We start from the raw sequence: 17,540 nt of genomic DNA on the forward strand, positions 1-17,540 counted from the left end.
CCCCGCTGATCGAGATGCGCGGGGTCAACAAGCACTTCGGTGACCTGCACGTCCTGCAGGACATCGAGCTCACGGTGGGGCGCGGCGAGGTCGTCGTGATCATCGGCCCGTCCGGCTCCGGCAAGTCCACCCTCTGCCGGGCGATCAACCGGCTGGAGCCGATCGAGGACGGCAGCATCCTGATCGACGGCCGGCCGCTGCCCGAGGAGGGCAAGGGCCTGGCCGGGCTGCGCGCCGAGGTCGGCATGGTGTTCCAGTCCTTCAACCTGTTCGCGCACAAGACCGTGCTGCAGAACGTCTCGCTCGCGCAGATCAAGGTCCGTGGCCGGCCCAGGGCGGAGGCGGACGCCAAGTCCCGCGCGCTGCTGGAGCGGGTGGGCCTGGCCGACCAGGCCGCCAAGTACCCGGCGCAGCTCTCCGGAGGGCAGCAGCAGCGGGTCGCGATCGCCCGTGCGCTGGCCATGGACCCCAAGGCGCTGCTGTTCGACGAGCCCACCTCGGCGCTCGACCCCGAGATGATCAACGAGGTGCTGGACGTCATGCGCCAGCTCGCGAGCGAGGGCATGACGATGGTCGTGGTCACCCACGAGATGGGCTTCGCCAGGGCCTCCGCGAACCGGGTGGTGTTCATGGCCGACGGCCGGATCGTCGAGGACCGCGCCCCGGAGGACTTCTTCAGCGCTCCGGAGAGCGATCGCGCCCGGGACTTCCTGTCCAAGATCCTGAAGCACTGAGGCGGCGCCGTGAACCGTGAGACGACGCCCGTGGTGCGGTCCGCGGGGAGGGCCGGCGCGCGGCCCGCCGTGCGAGTCGGTACGCGCGTGCCCACCGCGCGGGCGGGAGAGCGGGTGCCCGCCGCGCGGGCGGGCAAGCGCGCGCTCGCCGTCGCCCTGCTGCTCGCCGCGCTGGCGGCCGGCTGCGGCAAGCCCGGGACCCCGCCGCCCAAGGGCCCGCAGCCCAGTGCCCTGCCCACGTACCAGGTGCAGGACGCCTCCGCGATCACCGGCTCGCCGACCCTGGACGCCGCCCGCAGCCGGGGCCACCTGGTGGTCGGTGCCAAGGAGGACCAGCCGTACCTGGGCCAGAAGAACCCGGCCACCGGCGAGTACTCCGGCTTCGACATCGAGATCGCCAAGATGGTCGGCGCCTCGCTCGGCTTCCCGCCGGACCGGATCCAGTTCAAGACCATCGCCTCGGCCAACCGCGAGACCGCCCTGCAGAACGGCCAGGTGGACTACTACGTCGGCACCTACACCATCAACGACAACCGGAAGAAGCTGGTCGGCTTCGCCGGCCCGTACTTCATCGCCGGGCAGTCGCTGCTGGTGCGCAAGAACAACGACACCATCCACGGCCCGGAGGACCTGGACGGCAAGAAGGTCTGCTCGGCGGCCGGCTCGACGCCGTACCAGCGCATCCAGTCGCAGTACCCGAAGGCCAAGCTGATCGGCTACGACACCTACTCGGCCTGCGTGGACAACCTGATCACCAACCAGGTCGACGCGGTGACCACGGACAACGCGATCCTGCTCGGGTACGCGGCCAAGGTGCCGGACGAGCTCAAGGTGGTCGGCCCGCTCTTCTCGACCGAGCCCTACGGGGTCGGGGTGCCGAAGAACGACACCGTGCTGCGCGGCGCGATCAACGACGCGTTGGAGCACCACATGCAGAACGGCGACTGGCAGAGGGCCTTCGAGGCGACCCTCGGCCTCTCCGGGGAGCCCGCGCCGACCCCGCCGCAGATCGTCCGGTACTGAGAGGGCCGCGCCGTGAAAACGCTGATCGACAACTGGTCGACCTACTGGGAGGGGTTCCTCGGCACGCTCTCGCTGTTCGCGGTGAGCGCCGTGCTGTCGCTGGTGCTGGGCGTGCTGATCGCGGGTTTCCGGGTCTCGCCGGTCAAACCGCTGCGGGTGTTCGGGACGGTGTGGGTGACGCTGCTGCGCAACACGCCGCTGACCCTGCTGTTCTTCATCGTGGTGCTGGGCCTGCCCCGGTTCGACATCACCCTGCCCTTCTACACCTTCGCGGTGCTCGCGCTGGGCTGCTACACCTCGGCCTTCGTCTGCGAGTCGATGCGCGCGGGCATCAACACGGTGCCGACCGGGCAGGGCGAGGCGGCCCGCAGCCTCGGCATGAGCTTCGGGCAGACGATGAGCCTGGTGGTGCTGCCGCAGGCGTACCGCTCGGTGGTGGCACCGCTCGGCAGTGTGATGATCGCGCTGGCGAAGAACACGGCCATCGCCGGCTCGTTCAGCGTCACCGAACTGCTGGGCACCTACCGGACCATCAACGAACTGGGTTACAGCATCATCTGGACCTTCGTCTGGATCGCCGTCGGATACCTGATCATCACCCTGGCCATCAGCGCCGTCTTCAACCTGCTGGAACGACGAGTGGCGGTGTCCCGATGACCGTTGAAGCCTCGGCGCTGTACGACATCCCCGGCCCCAAGGCACTCGCCCGGCACCGGCTGTACGGCGGGATCGCGCTGCTGCTGATCGCGGCGCTGATCGGCTGGGTGATCTACATGCTGTTCCACACCGACCAGTTCACGTACGAGAAGTGGATGGCCTTCGAGTACCGGGGCGTGCAGGAGCTGCTGCTGCGCGGGCTCGGCAACACCCTCAAGGCCTTCGGCTGGACGGTGCTGTTCGCGCTGCCCTTCGGCGCGCTGTTCGCCGCCGGGCGGCTCTCCGACCACCGGGTGGTGCGCTGGTTCGCGACGCTGGTGGTGGAGTTCTTCCGGGCCATGCCGGTGCTGGTGATGATCTTCTTCGTCTTCGTCGCGCTCAAGGCGCAGCCGCTCTGGGCGCTGGTCGCCGGCCTGGTGCTCTACAACGGCTCGGTGCTCGCCGAGGTGTTCCGGGCCGGCGTGCTCGCGGTGCCCAAGGGGCAGCGGGAGGCGGCGTACGCGCTGGGCATGCGCAAGACCCAGGTGATGTCGTACGTCCTGGTGCCGCAGGCCAACCGGGCGATGCTGCCGGCCATCATCAGCCAGCTGGTGGTCGCGCTCAAGGACACCTCGCTGGGCTTCCTGATCACCTACGAGGAGTTCCTGCACGCGGGCAAGCTGATCGCCACCAACCTGGACTACGACCTGCCGTTCATCCCGGTGGTGATGGTGATCGCACCGGTCTACATCGGCATGTGCCTGCTGCTCTCCTGGCTCGCCCGCTTCGTGGAGCGGCGCAGCCGGCGCAGCCCGAGCGCGCGCGGCGGGGCGCCGGTGGTCAAGGCCGGGGTGGCGATGGGGCTGCCGCCGTCGGCGCAGCAGTGAGCCGGCCGGTTCGGGGCTGACTCAAAGGTACGGGTGGGGTCGGGGTCGGTACCTCCAAATTCCTCTTATGATTCTCGGGTGCCCGGGGCGCGGCCGAGCGGGTCGGCGCGGGCCGGGCACGGCCGGAGCGCGGCCGGAGCTGGGCTGTCGAGAGTGGATGGGCGGGAGGGACCGTGGAGCCGGTGTTCGATTCGCGGCACATCAGGACGTTCCACGAGGTCGTCCGGGCCGGTTCCTACTCGGCCGCCGCCCGCGAGCTCGGCTACACCCAGCCCGCCATCACCCAGCAGATGAAGGCACTGGAACGCACCGTCGGCGTTCCGCTCTTCACCCGGGCCGGCCGCGGACTGCGCCTCACCGAGGCCGGCGAGGCGCTCTCCCGGCACGCCGAGCTGATCCTCGGCAGCATGTCCGCCGCCCAGCAGCAGCTCGCCGCGCTCGCCCGGCTGCGCGCCGGGCGGGTCCGGGTCTGCGCCTTCCCCAGCGCCAACGCCACCCTGATACCCGAGGCGATGGCCCGCCTGCTGGCCGAACACCCCGGCGTGCGGGTCGAGCTGCTGGAGGCCGAGCCGCCGGACTCCGTCCAGCGGCTGCTGCGCGGGGAGTGCGACATCGCGCTGGCCTTCCGCTACCCCGGTGGGGCCACCGAGGTGCCGGAGGGCCTGGACGAGATCCCGCTGATGGAGGACCTGCTCACGGTGCTGCTGCCGGTCGGGCACCCGCTCGGCCGCCGGCACGCCGTACGGCTGGCCGACCTCGGCGGCGAACGCTGGATCGCAGGCTGTCCGCGCTGCCGGGCCAACCTGCTGCACGTCTGCGCGGAGGAGGGCTTCGCACCGGACATCGTGTTCTCCACCGACGACAACCTCGCGGTGCAGTCGCTCGTCGCCGCCGGGGTCGGGATCGCGCTGATGCCGGCGCTGGTGCTCTCCTTCATGTGCCACCGCAAGGTCACCGGGAGGGCCGCCGAACCGCACCTGCGGCGGCAGGTGAGCGCGTACGTGCTGCGCGAGCACCGCCGGATCCCGGCCACCGCGCTGGTGCTGGACCACCTGCGGCAGGCGGCGGCGAGCCGGGTCGGGTGCTGAGCGCCGACCTATAAGCGTTGATGGGGAGGTCGCTTAGGAATCCTCCTTGGACGTGATAGGTCGTCCGGGGTGAACCTGCTGGGATGACACCCTCAGCCACGGTCGGCAGCGACCGACTCACCGAGCGGATGACCGCGCTGATCAGTGAGATCCGCGCCATCGTGGACCGCGGTCTCCCGCCGGAGCTCACCGCCTACCTGGTCGGCGAACGCCTCGCCCCGCACCTGCACGCCGACGCGGACGGTCCCGGCGCGCTGCTCGCCCCCGTCCACCGCGAGGGCGACCCGCAGCGCTACCGCCAGCACGTCCTGCACGCCGAGGAGGACGGCAGCTTCTCCGTCGTCGCCCTGGTCTGGCTGCCCGGGCAGCAGACCCCGATCCACGACCACGTCTCCTGGTGCGTGGCCGGCGTCCACCAGGGCCAGGAGAGCGAGACCCGCTACCGGCTGGTCTCCGACGGCCCGACCGCGCGGCTGGTCGAGACCGAGCACGTGGCCGGCCCGGCCGGCACCGTGGCCGCCTTCGCCCCGCCCGGCGACATCCACCTCGTGCGCAACTCCTGTAGCAGCACGGCGATCTCCATCCACGTCTACGGCGCGGACGTCTCGCGGCTCGGCACCAGCATCCGGCGGGTCTACCGGCTGCCCGCCGACGGGCAGCAGTGAGCACGGCGTGTCACTGACCCTCCGGCACCGTACTGCCCGAACCCGCTCCCTGCCCCCGATGCGCGGGGACGCCCCCGGACTGCTGCTCGCCGCCCTCGGGGTGGCCGCCGCGCTGGGCGTCCACGCGCTGGTGCCGGCCGTGCCGAAACTCACCGCCGCCGTCGTCCTCGGCATGGTGGCGGCCCACCTGCCGGGGCTGCGCCCGGTGGTCCGCGGGATCGCCCGGCCGGGGCTGTCCACGGCCGGGAAGCGGCTGATGCGGCTCGGGATCGTGCTGCTCGGGCTCAAGCTCAGCCTGGAGGACGTGCTCGGCCTCGGCTGGGCCACCGTCGCCATGGTGCTCGCCGTGGTCGCGGCCACCTTCGCGGGCACGCTCTGGCTGGGCCGGCGGCTCGGCCTGCCCGGCGACCAGCCGCTGCTGGTCGCCACCGGGTACTCGATCTGCGGGGCCTCGGCGATCGGCGCGGTCAGCCAGGCGGCGGGCAGCGAGGAGGAGGACGTCGCGGCCTCGGTGGCGCTGGTCACCCTGTGCGGGACGCTGGCGATCGCCGTGCTGCCGCTGCTCCAGCATCCGCTCGGGCTCGGCGAGCTGGAGTTCGGGCGCTGGGTCGGGGCGAGCGTGCACGACGTCGGGCAGGTGGTCGCCACCGCGCAGACCGGCGGGGCCGGGGCGCTGCGGGAGGCGGTGCTGGTCAAGCTGATGCGCGTGGTGCTGCTGGCGCCGCTGGTCGCGGGGGTGGCCGTCATGGTGCGGCGGAACCTGCGGGCGGCGCGGGCTGCTGCTTCGGTGAAGGTACCGGCGGGGGCCTCGGTAGGGGCCTCGGTGGGAAGTCCGGTGGGGAGTTCGGCGGGGGCTTCAACGGAGGCTTCGGCGGCGGGAGAGGCGGCGGAGGAGCCGGGTGAGAAGTCGGTGAAGACCGGCAGCCGTCCGCCGATCGTGCCGCTGTTCGTGGCGGGCTTCCTCGCCATGATCGTCCTGCGGACCACCGGGGTGCTGCCCGAGCGGGCGCTCGGCCTGGCCGCGGACGCCCAGGAACTGCTGCTGGCCGCCGCGTTGTTCGGCCTCGGCAGCGCGGTGCACCTGCCGACCATGGCCCGCACCGGCGGGCGGATCGCCCTGCTCGGGCTCGGATCCTGGGTGGTCGTCGCGGGCGTCTCGTACGCGGGGGTGCTGGTCACGACCTGACGGACCCGGGTGCGGACTCGGCTATTGTCGGGCGGGAGCCCGCTCCGCCCGTACCAGGGCGGCCGCGTAGCCGAGTTCGCCCGAGTTCACCGGATTCCGCCGGTGTCCGCCGGAGTTCGCCGGAGTCCGTCAAGGAGGATGGATGACCACCGCACTGCCCGAACGCGACGGCTACGAGGCCGTCGTCACGCTCGACCGGCGGGAGGGCCCGTACGGCGAGGTGGTGCTCCGGCAACGCGGTGGGGACTTCGAGATCATCGCCAACGGCTGCTTCCTGATGGACACCGCCGACGGGCGCTCGGAGCGGCTGCTGATCCAGGCGGCGCTGGACGAGCTGGACCGTACCGGAGACCCGGTCGAGCGCCCGTCGGTGCTGATCGGGGGCCTCGGGGTCGGCTTCTCGCTGGCGTACGCGGCGGCCGAGCCGCGCTGGGGGCGGATCGCCGTCGTCGAGCGGGAGTCCGCGATCATCGACTGGCACCGGACCGGCCCGCTCGGCGCCTTCTCGGGCGGTGCGCTGGACGACGAGCGGGTCGACGTGCTCCACACCGACCTGCTGGAGTACCTCGCGGCGGCGGACGGCGAGCGCTACGACGCGCTCTGCCTCGACATCGACAACGGGCCGGACTGGACGGTCACCGAGTCCAACGACGGGCTGTACGGCGCGGACGGGCTCGCGGTGCTGTGGCACCGGTTGCGGCCGGGTGGGGTGCTGGCGGTGTGGAGTGCGCAGCCCTCGGCGGCCTTCGAGGACGCGCTGCGGGCGGTGGGGTTCTCGGACGTGGTGACCCACGAGGTCCCGGTGGCCCGCGGGGTGCCGGACGTGGTGCACCTGGCCCGGCGGGCGGGCTGAGGGCCGAACCCGGTCGGGCGGGTCGGGCGGGTCCACCGGCGGCATCCGTGGTCGGCCGGCCTCCGCCGGGAGCGGGCGAGCAGATGACGGCCGACAGGTAGCAGGTAACAGCTAACAGATTTCAGCGAACGAAATCTGAAATCTGTTAGCTGAAATCCGTCGGCCGTCATCTGTTCGCCCGCGGCGCGCACCGGCTCAGCCGAACGGTCGGCTTCCGGGCTCGGGCTCGACCTCGGCCGCCGGCTCCGGGTCGTCCGTCGGCAGGGCCGGGATGCCCTCCATGGAGAACGGGTTGAAGTCCGGCGGCGGAACCATCACCGGCGTGCCCTTGCCCGGAGCGGGTTCCTCCGCGTCCCCGCGCTCCTCCGAACCCTGTGCCGCCGCTTCCACCGCGACGGGCGGGGCCTGGGCCGGGATGACGGGTGGGGTCGAGGGCGGCGGCGGGACGGCAGGGCCCTGCGTGGGAAGGGTGGTGCCGAACGGGTCGGCCTTCTCCTCGGCCGCGACCGTGGTGCCGAACGGGTCGGCGACCGGAGCGGCTCCGGCGGGCCGCGTCGCGGGCACCTCGCCCGGCGCGTCCGGGATGCCCTCCATGGAGAACGGGTTGAAGTCCGGCGGTGGGACCATCACCGGGGTGCCCTTCGGTCCGTCCCCGGTGTCCGGCGCCGCGTCGCCCCCACCGGCGGCGGGGACCTCGGCGACCGGTGCGAAGGGGTTGAAGTCCGCGGGCGGTACCCGTACCGGGGTGCCGCGCAGGTGCACCGGCTTCTCCTCCGCGTTCTGCTCGGCGGTCGGAGCCGCGGCGGCAGCGGGAACAGCGGGAACAGCGGGAACTTGAGCCGGAGCAGAGGTCTGCGCCGGAGCCGGTGCCTGGACCGGAACGCTGCCCACCGCGGTCGGCACGCCGTCCCAGCCGAACTGGACGCTCTTCAGCAGCTCCGCGAACGCCTCGGTGTACAGCTCCCAGTCCTCCGGTCGCGCCGTGGACAGCTGGACGCACAGCACCGTCCCGCCGTCCGGCAGCGGTACGAAGGCCTGGACGGCCGAGGTGACCACCCAGCGCCGCTGTCCGTCGGCGGCCAGCGGTCCGGGCACCGGGGCGGTCCGGCCCTCGACCAGGACGGCGGCCGGACCGGCCGGCAGCAGGACGGTCCACACCTCGGCGTGCCGCCGGACGGTGGCCAGTTCGGTGGCGAGCGCGGTGATCGGCAGCGGGTGCCGGGCGAGCGAGACGACGAGGGCGGCGTCCGAGGTGTGGTCGTCCAGCTCCAGGGCGCAGACGCCGGCGTACACGACGCCCGCATCGCGGATCAGGTCGGCCAGGGTGGCGGAGATCACCGCGAAGTCGCGCCGCGGCTCCGGGCCGGTGGCGCTGAACAGTTCCTCGGAAACCTCCGCCAGGTGCCGGGCCAGTTCGTGGGCGGCCGCCACGGTGGCCGGGTCCGCGCCGTCGGTCCGGTGCGTGCCGCCGGTCCCCGTGCCGCCGGTCCGCTGCGTGCCGTCGGTCCCCGTGCCGTCGGGCAGAGCCGGCAGCGGGGGCACCGCACGGGCGGAGACGCCGGGCGGACCACCCGGGGAGGTCAGCGCGTGGAAGCCGGGCGGCACGACCAGCCGGACCTCCGCGCCCGCGCCGGTGGGCAGTTCGACCGGCCGCCGGGTCTGCTGACCGGAGGCCAGCGCGGCCAGCGCGGGGGCGAACGGCGGGCGCAGCTTGGCGTCGGCGAACTCGCCGGTGACCGGGAGCTGGAACAGCGCGGCCGAGGTGGTGCCCCGGTCGGCGATGGCACCTCGTACCGCGCCGCCGCCGTACCGGGCCTGGAGCGCGGCGACCACCCGGTCGGTGAGCCGTGCGCCGGTGCCCGGACGGGCGGTGCCGGCGGTGGTCACCGTGCCGAGCCGGTCGAGGGCGGTGTGCACCGGGCCGTTGGGGGCCAGCGGCAGGCCGAACAGCGTTTCGGCGGCGGGGTGTTCGGCCGTCCGCAGGGCGCTCAGCGAGGCCGCCGGATGGCGCGAGGTGTGCGCGTCGAAGAGGGCGTCGGTGAGGGTGCCGAGGGTCGCGCAGACCTGCTCCGCCGCCGCGAAGGGATTGGCCTCCACGCTGAACTGGACGTCCTGGGTCACCTGGTGAGCCCCCCGCTCTGCTCCGTCTGCCGTCGGTGGTTCGGGTGGGACCGGGCCCGCCGCGGCGGCGTGCCGTCAGATCCCTGCTCATTCCTATCAGAGCCCACTGTCCTGACCGAACCGCAGGATGACCCGATGATCACTCGGAGGCGGCGCCGGTGGCCTGCGCCGACCCGTCCGCAGGGGCGCCGGAGGCGAGTGCCGTGCCCGCCTCGACGATTCCCGGCACGGCGAACAGCCCCGCGAGGTCCCGCACCAGGCGGCCGGTCGGGCCGTCCGGACGCTCGTCGGCGAAGAAGGCGGCCAGTCGGGCGGCGAGGGCCGGCTCACGGGCGGCGGTGAGGGTGAGCGACGCGACGAACTCCTGCACCAGGTGCAGCTGGAGCTCCTCCAGTGGCACCGAGCGTTCGGTCAGCCACTCCAGCGAGGTGATCTCGGCGTTGGCGATCCAGGCCCGGACGGTCAGCCGCAGTCCGGCGCTCGGCTCGGGGAGCGCCAGATGGGCCAGGATCTGCTCCTGCGCGGCCCGGCGCACCTCGTCGATCACCGCCGAGGTGCCCGCGCTGGCCGCCACCGAGCCGCCGCGCAGCAGTGCGGCGAAGCCGGGCCCGTGGCTCTGCACGAAGTCCAGGTAGCGGCCCATCACCCGGTGCAGCCGCTCCGACAGCGGCCCGTCCATGGGCTCCTCGAAGCGGGCCGACAGCTCCTGCCCGGCCCGCCGCAGCGACTCCTCGTACAGCGCCTGCTTGCCGGGGAAGTAGTGGTACACCAGGGGCCGGGAGGCGCCCGCGGCGGCGGCGATGTCGTCGATCGACACCTCCTCCGGCGGCCGCCGGCTGAACAGCTCCAGCGCCACGGCGATCAGCTGCTCCCGCCGCTCGTCCACGCTCAGCCGCCGGCGCGGCCGCTCGCCCGCCGCCCGGGTGGATGCGGAGGTCCGTGCTGCGCGGTCGGCCGTCGGCGACGGCGTACGGGAGGCCATGCGCGCCACCCTAGTTCGTCGATGGCCCTCCGGTGGATACGGGGGCTTGCTGCGGTGCCGCCCGCGGAGCGGCCCCGGAGCCGAGGCCGTGGCGGCGCTACGCGGACCGGAGGTCCAGGTAGCGGCGGTAGGCGTCGCGGCCGTCGGGGACGAAGGAGTCGTGGGCGAGGCGGTCGGCGAGCTCGGCGGGGGTGAGCCAGGCGTGCCAGGCGACCTCGGACTCCTGGGGGGAGACCGGGCCGTCCCACTCGGCCTCGTACATGTCGCACCACCAGGAGAGCCGGTCCTGCTCGAAGAGGAACTTGAACAGGGGCCGCGGGGTGATGCCGTGGACGCCGAGTTCCTCCTCGGCCTCGCGGACGGCGGCCTCGGCGTAGGTCTCGCCGGAGCCGACCACGCCGCCGACGAACATGTCGTACGCGCCGGGGGCGAACAGCTTGGTGTCGGTGCGGCGGTGGACGAAGATCCGCCCGGCCGGGTCGCGGACCAGGATGAAGACGCAGCGGTGGGTGAGCCCGCGCCGGTACACCTCGCCGCGCAGGGCGGTCCCGATCACGCGGTCGTGCTCGTCGACGATGTCCAGCAGTTCCTCGGCAGGGTTGGTCATGGAGGACAGGTTAGGGTTTCGGGGCTCGGTTCGAACGGATTCGATCGAAGGAGATCGAGAGCGAACGCGAGTGGCACGAGAAGCAACGGAACTGGTCGAGGGCGGCGCGCAGTGGTGGAGATCTGGGGCGAGACGGCCGAGGGGTTCGAGCCCGTACGGGCGGCCTTCGCGCGGAACTTCGCCGACTACGGCGAGCTCGGCGCGGCCTTCGCGCTGTACGTGCGCGGCCGCAAGGTGGTCGACCTGTGGGGCGGCGACGCCCGGCCCGAGATCGGCGGCCGGCCGGCGCCCGCGGTGCCGTGGACGGCGGACACCGCGCAGGTGCTGCGCTCCGTCACCAAGGGCCTGACCGCGACCACCGCGCTGCTCCTGGCCGAACGCGGCCTGCTCGACCTGGACGCCCCGGCGGCCTCGTACTGGCCGGAGTTCGCGGCGGCCGGCAAGGGCCGGACACCGGTGAGCTGGCTGCTCTCGCACCAGGCGGGAGTGCCCGCGCTGGACGTGCCGCTGCGGCTGGAGGACGTGCTCACCTGGGAGCGCGCGGCCGCCGCCGTCGCCGCGCAGGCGCCCGCCTGGGAGCCCGGTACCGCGCACGGCTACCACCCGTACACCTTCGGCTGGCTGGTCGGCGAGGTGGTGCGCCGGGTCAGCGGCCGGACGATAGGCCAGTACTTCGCGGAGGAGGTCGCCCGGCCGCTCGGGCTGGACCTGTGGATCGGGCTGCCGGCCGGTGCCGCGCCCCGGGTCGGCAAGCTGGTCGACCTCCCGGCCCCGGAGGCGGCCCGGACCGGTCCGAACGGGCTGCGGGTGCGGCCCAAGCAGTCCGTCCGGGACGCCTACCAGGACCCGGCCTCGCTGACCGCCCGCTCCTTCGCCTCGGTCCGCCCCGGGGTGGACCTCAACGACCCGGCGGTGCAGGCCGCCGAGATCCCCGGCGCCGGCGGCATCGGCACCGCCCGGTCGCTGGCCCGGTTCTACGCGGCACTGATCGGTGCGGCCGACCGCCCGGACGGCTCCGGCGCGCTGCTGCCGCCGCTGCTCGGCCCCGAGGTGCTGGAGCGCGCGGTCGGGCCGGTGGCGAGTGGGCCGGACCGGGTGCTGATCGTCAACTCCACCTTCGGCCTGGGCTTCTGGCGGCACGGCCCGACCGCGCCGATGGCCTCCCCGGCGAGCTTCGGCCACCCGGGTCGGGGCGGTTCGCTCGGCTTCGCCGACCCCGACCTGGGGCTGGGCTTCGGCTACGTCACCAACGGCATGCAGCCGGGCGTCACCGGGGACATCCGCTCGCGGAACCTGATCCGCGCGGTGCGGGGGTGCCTGGGGCTGGACCGGTAGCCCCGGCCGGCGGCGGCCGCACGCCTGACGCCCGGCCGGCGGTGGCCCTGCGCCCGGCCGGCGGGGGCCTCAGGCCTGGCCGGTCTCGAAGCGGTGGATCTTCCCGCCGTCGACGGTGAAGCGCCAGGCGGTGCGCATGGTGCCCCAGGTCTCGTTGGTGAACTCGGCGACCAGCGCATGGCCGCCGTTCGACTCGGTCTGGACGGCCATCCGGCCGTTCGGGCCGAAGATCTCCCGGTCGACCCAGTCCGCGAGCTCGCGTTCCGAGCCGTCGTCGGACATGGTCGCGTCCGGGGCCAGCAGGGCGAAGAAGGCCTCGCGGTCGCCCGCGTTGACCGCGGTGACGAAGGCGCGGACGGCGGGGTCGCTGAGTTTCGTGGGGGCGATGGTCACGCGGGACTCCCGGATGAGGGTGAGGGTCGGGGAGTCCTGTCTACGGCTTTCGCGCGGGTCGTCCGGGCATGTCGGCGGCGCGTCGGTGAATTGGCGACATTCATGTGCTTTGATCCCCGGAACAGGCGATTTGCCGCGGAGCCCGCCACGGGGAGTGGCGAGGGAGCGGGAGGCCCCGATGGGCCTCCCGCTCCGCTTTCCGGTCCGAGCGGCTCTTCCCGGATCCACCCGGCCTGCCGGACCTGCCGGGCCGGACTCTTCGAGCCAGCCGGGCCTGCCGGGCCTAGAAGAAGCCGACCGCGTCGGGGGAGTAGCTGACCAGCAGGTTCTTGGTCTGCTGGTAGTGCTCCAGCAGCGCCTTGTGGTTCTCCCGCCCGATGCCCGAGTTCTTGTAGCCGCCGAAGGCGGCGTGGGCCGGGTAGGCGTGGTAGCAGTTCGTCCAGACCCGGCCCGCCTGGATGGCGCGCCCGGCCCGGTGGGCGGTGTTGAGGCTGCGGGTCCAGACGCCCGCGCCGAGCCCGTACTGGGTGTCGTTGGCGAGGGCGACGGCCTGGTCGAAGCCGTTGAAGCGGGTCACCGAGACCACCGGGCCGAAGATCTCCTCCTGGAAGACCCGCATCGAGTTGTCGCCCTCGAAGACGGTCGGCGTCACGTAGTACCCGCCGGCCAGCGCGCCGCCGAGGTCGGCCCGCTCGCCGCCCACCAGGACGTTGGCGCCCTCGTCCCGGCCGATCTCGAAGTAGGAGAGGATCTTCTTCAGCTGCTCGACGCTGGCCTGGGCGCCGACCTGGGTCTCGGTGTCCAACGGGTTGCCCTGGCGCATCGCCCGCACCCGCTCCAGGCCGTCGGCGAGCAGCCGCTCGTAGATCGCGGAGTCGATCAGCGCGCGGCTCGGGCAGGTGCAGACCTCGCCCTGGTTGAGGGCGAACATCGCGAAGCCCTCGACGGCCTTGTCGTAGAAGGCGTCCGATTCGGCGGCGACGTCCGCGAAGAACACGTTGGGGCTCTTGCCGCCGAGCTCCAGCGTGACCGGGATCAGGTTGTCGGCCGCCGAACGGGCGATCAGCCGGCCGGTGGTGGTCTCGCCGGTGAAGGCGAGCTTGCGGATCCGGTTACTGGCGGCGAGCGGGGCGCCGGCCTCCTCGCCGAAGCCGGTGACGATGTTGAGCACGCCGGGCGGCAGCAGGTCGGCGGTCAGCTCGGCGAGCAGCAGCACCGAGGCCGGCGTCTGCTCGGCGGGCTTGAGCACCACCGCGTTGCCGGCGGCCAGCGCCGGGGCGAGCTTCCAGATCGCCATCAGGATCGGGAAGTTCCACGGGATGATCTGGCCGACCACGCCCAGCGGCTCGTGGAAGTGGTACGCCACCGTGTCCTCGTCCAGCTGGGAGAGGCTGCCCTCCTGGGCGCGCAGCGCGCCGGCGAAGTAGCGCAGGTGGTCGACCGCGAGCGGGAGGTCGGCGGCCAGCGTCTCGCGCACCGGCTTGCCGTTCTCCCAGCTCTCGGCGACGGCCAGCCGCTCCAGGTTGGCCTCGATCCGGTCGGCGATCCGCTGCAGGACCTGCGCCCGCTCGGCGGCCGAGGTGCGGCCCCAGGAGGGGGCGGCGGCGTGGGCCGCGTCCAGGGCGGCCTCGATGTCCTCGGCGGTGCCGCGGGCGACCTCGGTGAACACCTCGCCGGTGACCGGGGTCGGGTTGCCGAAGTACTCGCCGCGCACCGGCGGCGTCCATTCGCCGCCGATCCAGTGCTCGTACCGGGAACGGTAGTCGACGATGCTGCCGGGAGTTCCGGGGGGCTGGTAGACCGTCATGCTCGGTGTCTCCTCGCTGTGTCGGGGGCCGTCCGGTACGGCTCGGCCGTGGGCGGCGGCGCGCCGGGCCGCCCGGTCACGGGTCGGTCCGGCGGGAGGGGTCGGACACGCCATCGGACCGGCGCCCCGCCGGGGCGCCCGCCGCCGAGCACGATAACCGCCGGGCGCCCGGCGCGGCTACGGTCCGTACGCCCGTCCGGTACGGAGGGTGTGTCCTCGTTCCCCGGGGTGCGGCCGCCGGATGCCCCCGAACCGGATCTCCGCGGGAGCCTGGCGCCGGATCGCCGCGGGCATCCCGAACCGGATCTCCGTGGGGGCGCGCGTTTCGGCCGCACCCCCGCGACCCGCTGCCGCGCGCCGCCGCACGCCCGTCGGACGGTTCCGGGCGCGTGCCGGTCAGACCGCGTGGTACCGACCGGTGCGGGCCTCCCAGCGGAGGTAGCCGGCCAGCCAGGTGAGCAGCCCGTCCGCGTACCGCTGGGCGATCGTTCGCTCGATCCGGGAGAGCCCCAACTCGCGGTGGACGTCCGGCAGTCGGGCGTGCAGTTCGGCGCAGCGGTCGACCATCAGCTGGGCCTCGGCGATGACCGCCGCGCAGGCCTCCTCGGCCGTGCACTGCCGCTCCCGCTGGACGATCATGACCAGGTTGTTCACGTCCCCGCGCGGCGCCTCCAGCGGGTAGGAGTGCACGTCGTTGCTGAGGGACGGTATGTCGGCGGCCAGCTGGCGGAGTTGGCGCAGCACCGGGTGGTGCAGCACGGCGGCCGGGACCTCGAACTGGCCCAGGCGTTCGACCATGTCGAAGATCGTCTCCATCGCCGCGGTGCCCCGTCGGAGCTCCAGGTAGCCGGCCCGGTCCGGCGGCCGGGTGGAGATCCGGCCGGCCGCCTCGGCGGGGTGACTGGCCAGGTAGTACTCCCAGTTGTAGGCGGCGCGGGCCTGCCAGCGGGCCGGCATGCCCCGCACGCTGCGGTCCCACAGGTCGGCGAAGGCGGTTTCGACCGCGGAGCCCTGGTCGGGGCGGGCGCCGTGCAGCACGGCGATCAGCCGTTCGCAGATCGGGGCCACCTCGGCGGGGCGGCGGCCGAGCGGGCCGTCGAACTGGTCGTCGAAGAGGAAGTAGAAGCCCATCAGGTCGGCGGCCAGGGCGAGTTCGTCCGGGCCGGCGTCCGGATAGCCGAGTGCGGCGAGGTCCACCACCTCCCAGTGGGCGTAGCCGGGGTGATCGGCGTCGGGCAGCAGCGGGTGGCGGATCAGCCAGTCCCTGTGCAGTGCGGTGGCGCGGACGCCGTGCGGACTGCGGCGGTGCGGGAACGGAATCTGAAGTGAGGTGTCGTCAGACATCGGACTCCCGGTGCAGCGGAGGGTGGGGGCGCTTTATGTTCGAGCACTGATGGTGGGGGGAGTTGGCGCGACGGGGCGCGGACGGTGGGGGTGGGCTTCGCAAGATCATCCGCTGCCTCGAAGGCCGTAGGGTATCTGATGCAATGATCGGACGTTAGGGATATAGGGCAAATGCCCCTGGTGGGTCCCCCAAACCCTCACCGTCCGCCCCAGCCTGCACGAATGTCCCACGGGGAGGTCCGCGCGGCGCTAACCTCGGCTCCACGCAGTGATGGAGCTGTGACGCAGCGGGTGAGGCGGAGGCACGACGGTGACCGAGCAGGAGAACGCACTTCGGGCGGGTGCTGGTTCCGCCCATGACGGCGAGGGCATCGCGCCCAGGGTCCGGTTGCGCGACCGGGACGCCGAACTGCGCTCGGTGGAGGCCGCCATCGACCGGCTCTGCCGCGGCTTCGCCGCCGGCGGCACCGAGATCGGTGACCTGCTCACCTTCTCCGGCCGCCCCGGCATCGGCAAGACCAGTCTGCTGCACGAGGTCCGGCGGCTCGCCAAGCTCCGCGACGGCGCCACGGTGCTGTTCGCCCGAGGCGGCGAGCGGCAGTTCAAGGAGCCGTACCACGTACTGCGCCAACTGCTCCAGCCCGTGCTCAGCAACCTGAAGCCCGAGGTGTTCCGCCAGGTCATGGGCACCTGGGAGGAGGTCGTCGGACCGGCCATGGGCCTCAAGCAGCCCAAGGCCGGCGCCCGCCGCCTCGACCCGCAGGGCGTGCGCGACGGCCTCGACTACGTCCTCACCCAGCTCGCACCGCGCCGCGCACCGATGGTGATGATCGTCGACGACCTGCACTGGGCGGACGGGGAGTCACTCTCCTGGCTGACCAAGTTCGCCATCCGATCGAGTGAACTTCCCGTCCTGCTCGTCTTCGCCTTCCGTGAGGACGAGAACGACTGGCCGATCGAGACCCAGGACTTCCTCAAGGACGTCCTCGCGCTCAAGGGCCGCAAGCACGAGCTCAACCGGCTCACCCTCAGCTCCGTCACCGACATGATCCGCGCCGAACTCGGCGACAAGGCCGAGGACGCCTTCTGCTACGAGTTCTGGAACGTCGTCAACGGCAACCCGTTCGAGGCCAACGCCCTGCTCGACCAGGTCCGCGAACAGGAACTCGAACCGGTCGAGGAGAACTCCCGGCAGCTGCGCGAACTCGCCGTCGACGCCGCCGGGATGACGCTCAAGAGCTGGCTGGACCGGCTCGGTGCCAGCACCCTGCGCTTCGCCTGGGCTTGCGCGATGCTGGGCACCGACATCCGGGTCGACCTCGCCACCCGGATCTCCACCCAGAGCACCGAGGGCGCCCGCGACTCCATCAAGCAGCTGCGCAAGCAGCGCGTGCTGACCCAGACCCCCAACGGGAACCTGGAGTTCGTCCACCCGCTGATCGCCAGCTCCATCTACAACACCATGCCGGACGCCACCCGCCTCGGCATGCACGGCATCGCCGCCGCCGAGATCGAGAACGCCGGACTCGGCCTGCTCGCCGCCTCCCGCCACCTCGTCGAGACCCACTCCGGCGAGGGCGACGACCGGATCGTCAAGAAACTGCGCCGCGCCGCCGTCGAACACCAGCTGATCGGCGCCCCCGAGGCGGCCCAGCGCTGTCTGCACCGCGCGCTCAACGAGCCGCCCGCCGACGAGATCAAGGCCGAGGTGCTCTACGAACTCGGGTGCTCCGCACTGCTCACCGACCCCGTCGCCACCGTCAACCAGCTCAAGCTCGCCCTCGACCCCGACGAGGTCCCGCTGCGCCCCGCGCTGCGCGTGGACGCCACCTTCCGGCTCTCCGAGGTGCTCGCCCACGCCGGTGAGCTGGGCCAGGGC

Annotated in this window: 16 protein-coding genes; 10 read left to right on the plus strand and 6 right to left on the minus strand. The window is 72.9% G+C overall.

Translation table 11 applies throughout. From position 1 onward, the window contains the following. The first annotated feature begins 5 nt into the window (after positions 1-5). The 8 genes from ACFWP2_RS07740 (at position 6) to ACFWP2_RS07775 (ending at position 7,072) form a co-directional block, all read left to right on the plus strand. A complete protein-coding gene (locus tag ACFWP2_RS07740; RefSeq protein WP_380449398.1) occupies positions 6-734 on the plus strand; it encodes an amino acid ABC transporter ATP-binding protein in 729 nt (242 codons plus the stop codon). An 87-nt stretch (positions 735-821) separates the two neighbouring features. Continuing rightward, entirely contained in the window at positions 822-1,757 is a 936-nt protein-coding gene (locus tag ACFWP2_RS07745) for a glutamate ABC transporter substrate-binding protein (protein ID WP_380449348.1), read from the plus strand. A 12-nt stretch (positions 1,758-1,769) separates the two neighbouring features. Beyond that, entirely contained in the window at positions 1,770-2,414 is a 645-nt protein-coding gene (locus ACFWP2_RS07750; RefSeq protein ID WP_380449349.1) for an amino acid ABC transporter permease, read from the plus strand. Next, complete coding sequence (locus ACFWP2_RS07755) at positions 2,411-3,280, plus strand: amino acid ABC transporter permease (protein ID WP_380449350.1); 870 nt, start codon at positions 2,411-2,413, stop codon at positions 3,278-3,280. The genes ACFWP2_RS07750 and ACFWP2_RS07755 overlap by 4 nt, the downstream gene beginning before the upstream one ends. 182 nt (positions 3,281-3,462) lie before the next feature. Continuing rightward, entirely contained in the window at positions 3,463-4,368 is a 906-nt protein-coding gene (locus ACFWP2_RS07760) for a LysR family transcriptional regulator (protein ID WP_380449351.1), read from the plus strand. A gap of 83 nt (positions 4,369-4,451) precedes the next feature. Next, a complete protein-coding gene (locus ACFWP2_RS07765; protein WP_380449352.1) occupies positions 4,452-5,033 on the plus strand; it encodes a cysteine dioxygenase in 582 nt (193 codons plus the stop codon). Positions 5,034-5,091: 58 nt separating this feature from the next. After that, positions 5,092-6,219 carry a YeiH family protein gene (locus ACFWP2_RS07770; protein WP_380449353.1) on the plus strand — a complete coding sequence of 376 codons (1,128 nt, stop codon included), beginning with the start codon at positions 5,092-5,094 and terminating at the stop codon, positions 6,217-6,219. Between the two features lie 142 nt (positions 6,220-6,361). Further along, the gene (locus ACFWP2_RS07775; protein ID WP_380449354.1) at positions 6,362-7,072 is read left to right on the plus strand and encodes a spermidine synthase; all 711 of its coding nucleotides are present in this window, start codon (positions 6,362-6,364) and stop codon (positions 7,070-7,072) included. A gap of 195 nt (positions 7,073-7,267) precedes the next feature. On the opposite strand, the gene ACFWP2_RS07780 is transcribed toward ACFWP2_RS07775, so the two are convergent. The 3 genes from ACFWP2_RS07780 to ACFWP2_RS07790 all read right to left on the minus strand — a co-directional run bounded on the left by ACFWP2_RS07780 (position 7,268) and on the right by ACFWP2_RS07790 (position 10,782). Next, the gene (locus tag ACFWP2_RS07780) at positions 7,268-9,193 is read right to left on the minus strand and encodes a hypothetical protein (RefSeq protein ID WP_380449355.1); all 1,926 of its coding nucleotides are present in this window, start codon (positions 9,191-9,193) and stop codon (positions 7,268-7,270) included. Positions 9,194-9,332: 139 nt separating this feature from the next. After that, complete coding sequence (locus ACFWP2_RS07785; RefSeq protein ID WP_380449356.1) at positions 9,333-10,175, minus strand: TetR/AcrR family transcriptional regulator; 843 nt, start codon at positions 10,173-10,175, stop codon at positions 9,333-9,335. 97 nt (positions 10,176-10,272) lie between these two features. Then, positions 10,273-10,782, minus strand: a complete 510-nt coding sequence (locus ACFWP2_RS07790; protein WP_380449357.1) for an NUDIX hydrolase — start codon at positions 10,780-10,782, stop codon at positions 10,273-10,275. Between the two features lie 111 nt (positions 10,783-10,893). Between ACFWP2_RS07790 and ACFWP2_RS07795 the strand changes: the two genes are divergently transcribed. Further along, the gene (locus ACFWP2_RS07795; RefSeq protein WP_380449358.1) at positions 10,894-12,117 is read left to right on the plus strand and encodes a serine hydrolase domain-containing protein; all 1,224 of its coding nucleotides are present in this window, start codon (positions 10,894-10,896) and stop codon (positions 12,115-12,117) included. Between the two features lie 69 nt (positions 12,118-12,186). On the opposite strand, the gene ACFWP2_RS07800 is transcribed toward ACFWP2_RS07795, so the two are convergent. The 3 genes from ACFWP2_RS07800 to ACFWP2_RS07810 all read right to left on the minus strand — a co-directional run bounded on the left by ACFWP2_RS07800 (position 12,187) and on the right by ACFWP2_RS07810 (position 15,661). Beyond that, positions 12,187-12,510: a nuclear transport factor 2 family protein gene (locus ACFWP2_RS07800; protein ID WP_380449359.1), complete on the minus strand. Its 324-nt coding sequence runs from the start codon at positions 12,508-12,510 to the stop codon at positions 12,187-12,189. A gap of 283 nt (positions 12,511-12,793) precedes the next feature. Continuing rightward, positions 12,794-14,317, minus strand: coding sequence for an aldehyde dehydrogenase family protein (locus ACFWP2_RS07805; RefSeq protein WP_380449360.1), 1,524 nt, complete (start codon positions 14,315-14,317; stop codon positions 12,794-12,796). 396 nt (positions 14,318-14,713) lie between these two features. Further along, positions 14,714-15,661, minus strand: coding sequence for a terpene cyclase (locus ACFWP2_RS07810; protein WP_380449361.1), 948 nt, complete (start codon positions 15,659-15,661; stop codon positions 14,714-14,716). A gap of 310 nt (positions 15,662-15,971) precedes the next feature. Between ACFWP2_RS07810 and ACFWP2_RS07815 the strand changes: the two genes are divergently transcribed. After that, a partial coding sequence (locus ACFWP2_RS07815; RefSeq protein WP_380449362.1) for an ATP-binding protein occupies positions 15,972-17,540 on the plus strand: 1,569 nt, incomplete at its 3' end.

Source organism: Kitasatospora sp. NPDC058444 (genome assembly GCF_042721415.1).
Taxonomy (GTDB): Bacteria; Actinomycetota; Actinomycetes; order Streptomycetales; family Streptomycetaceae; genus Kitasatospora.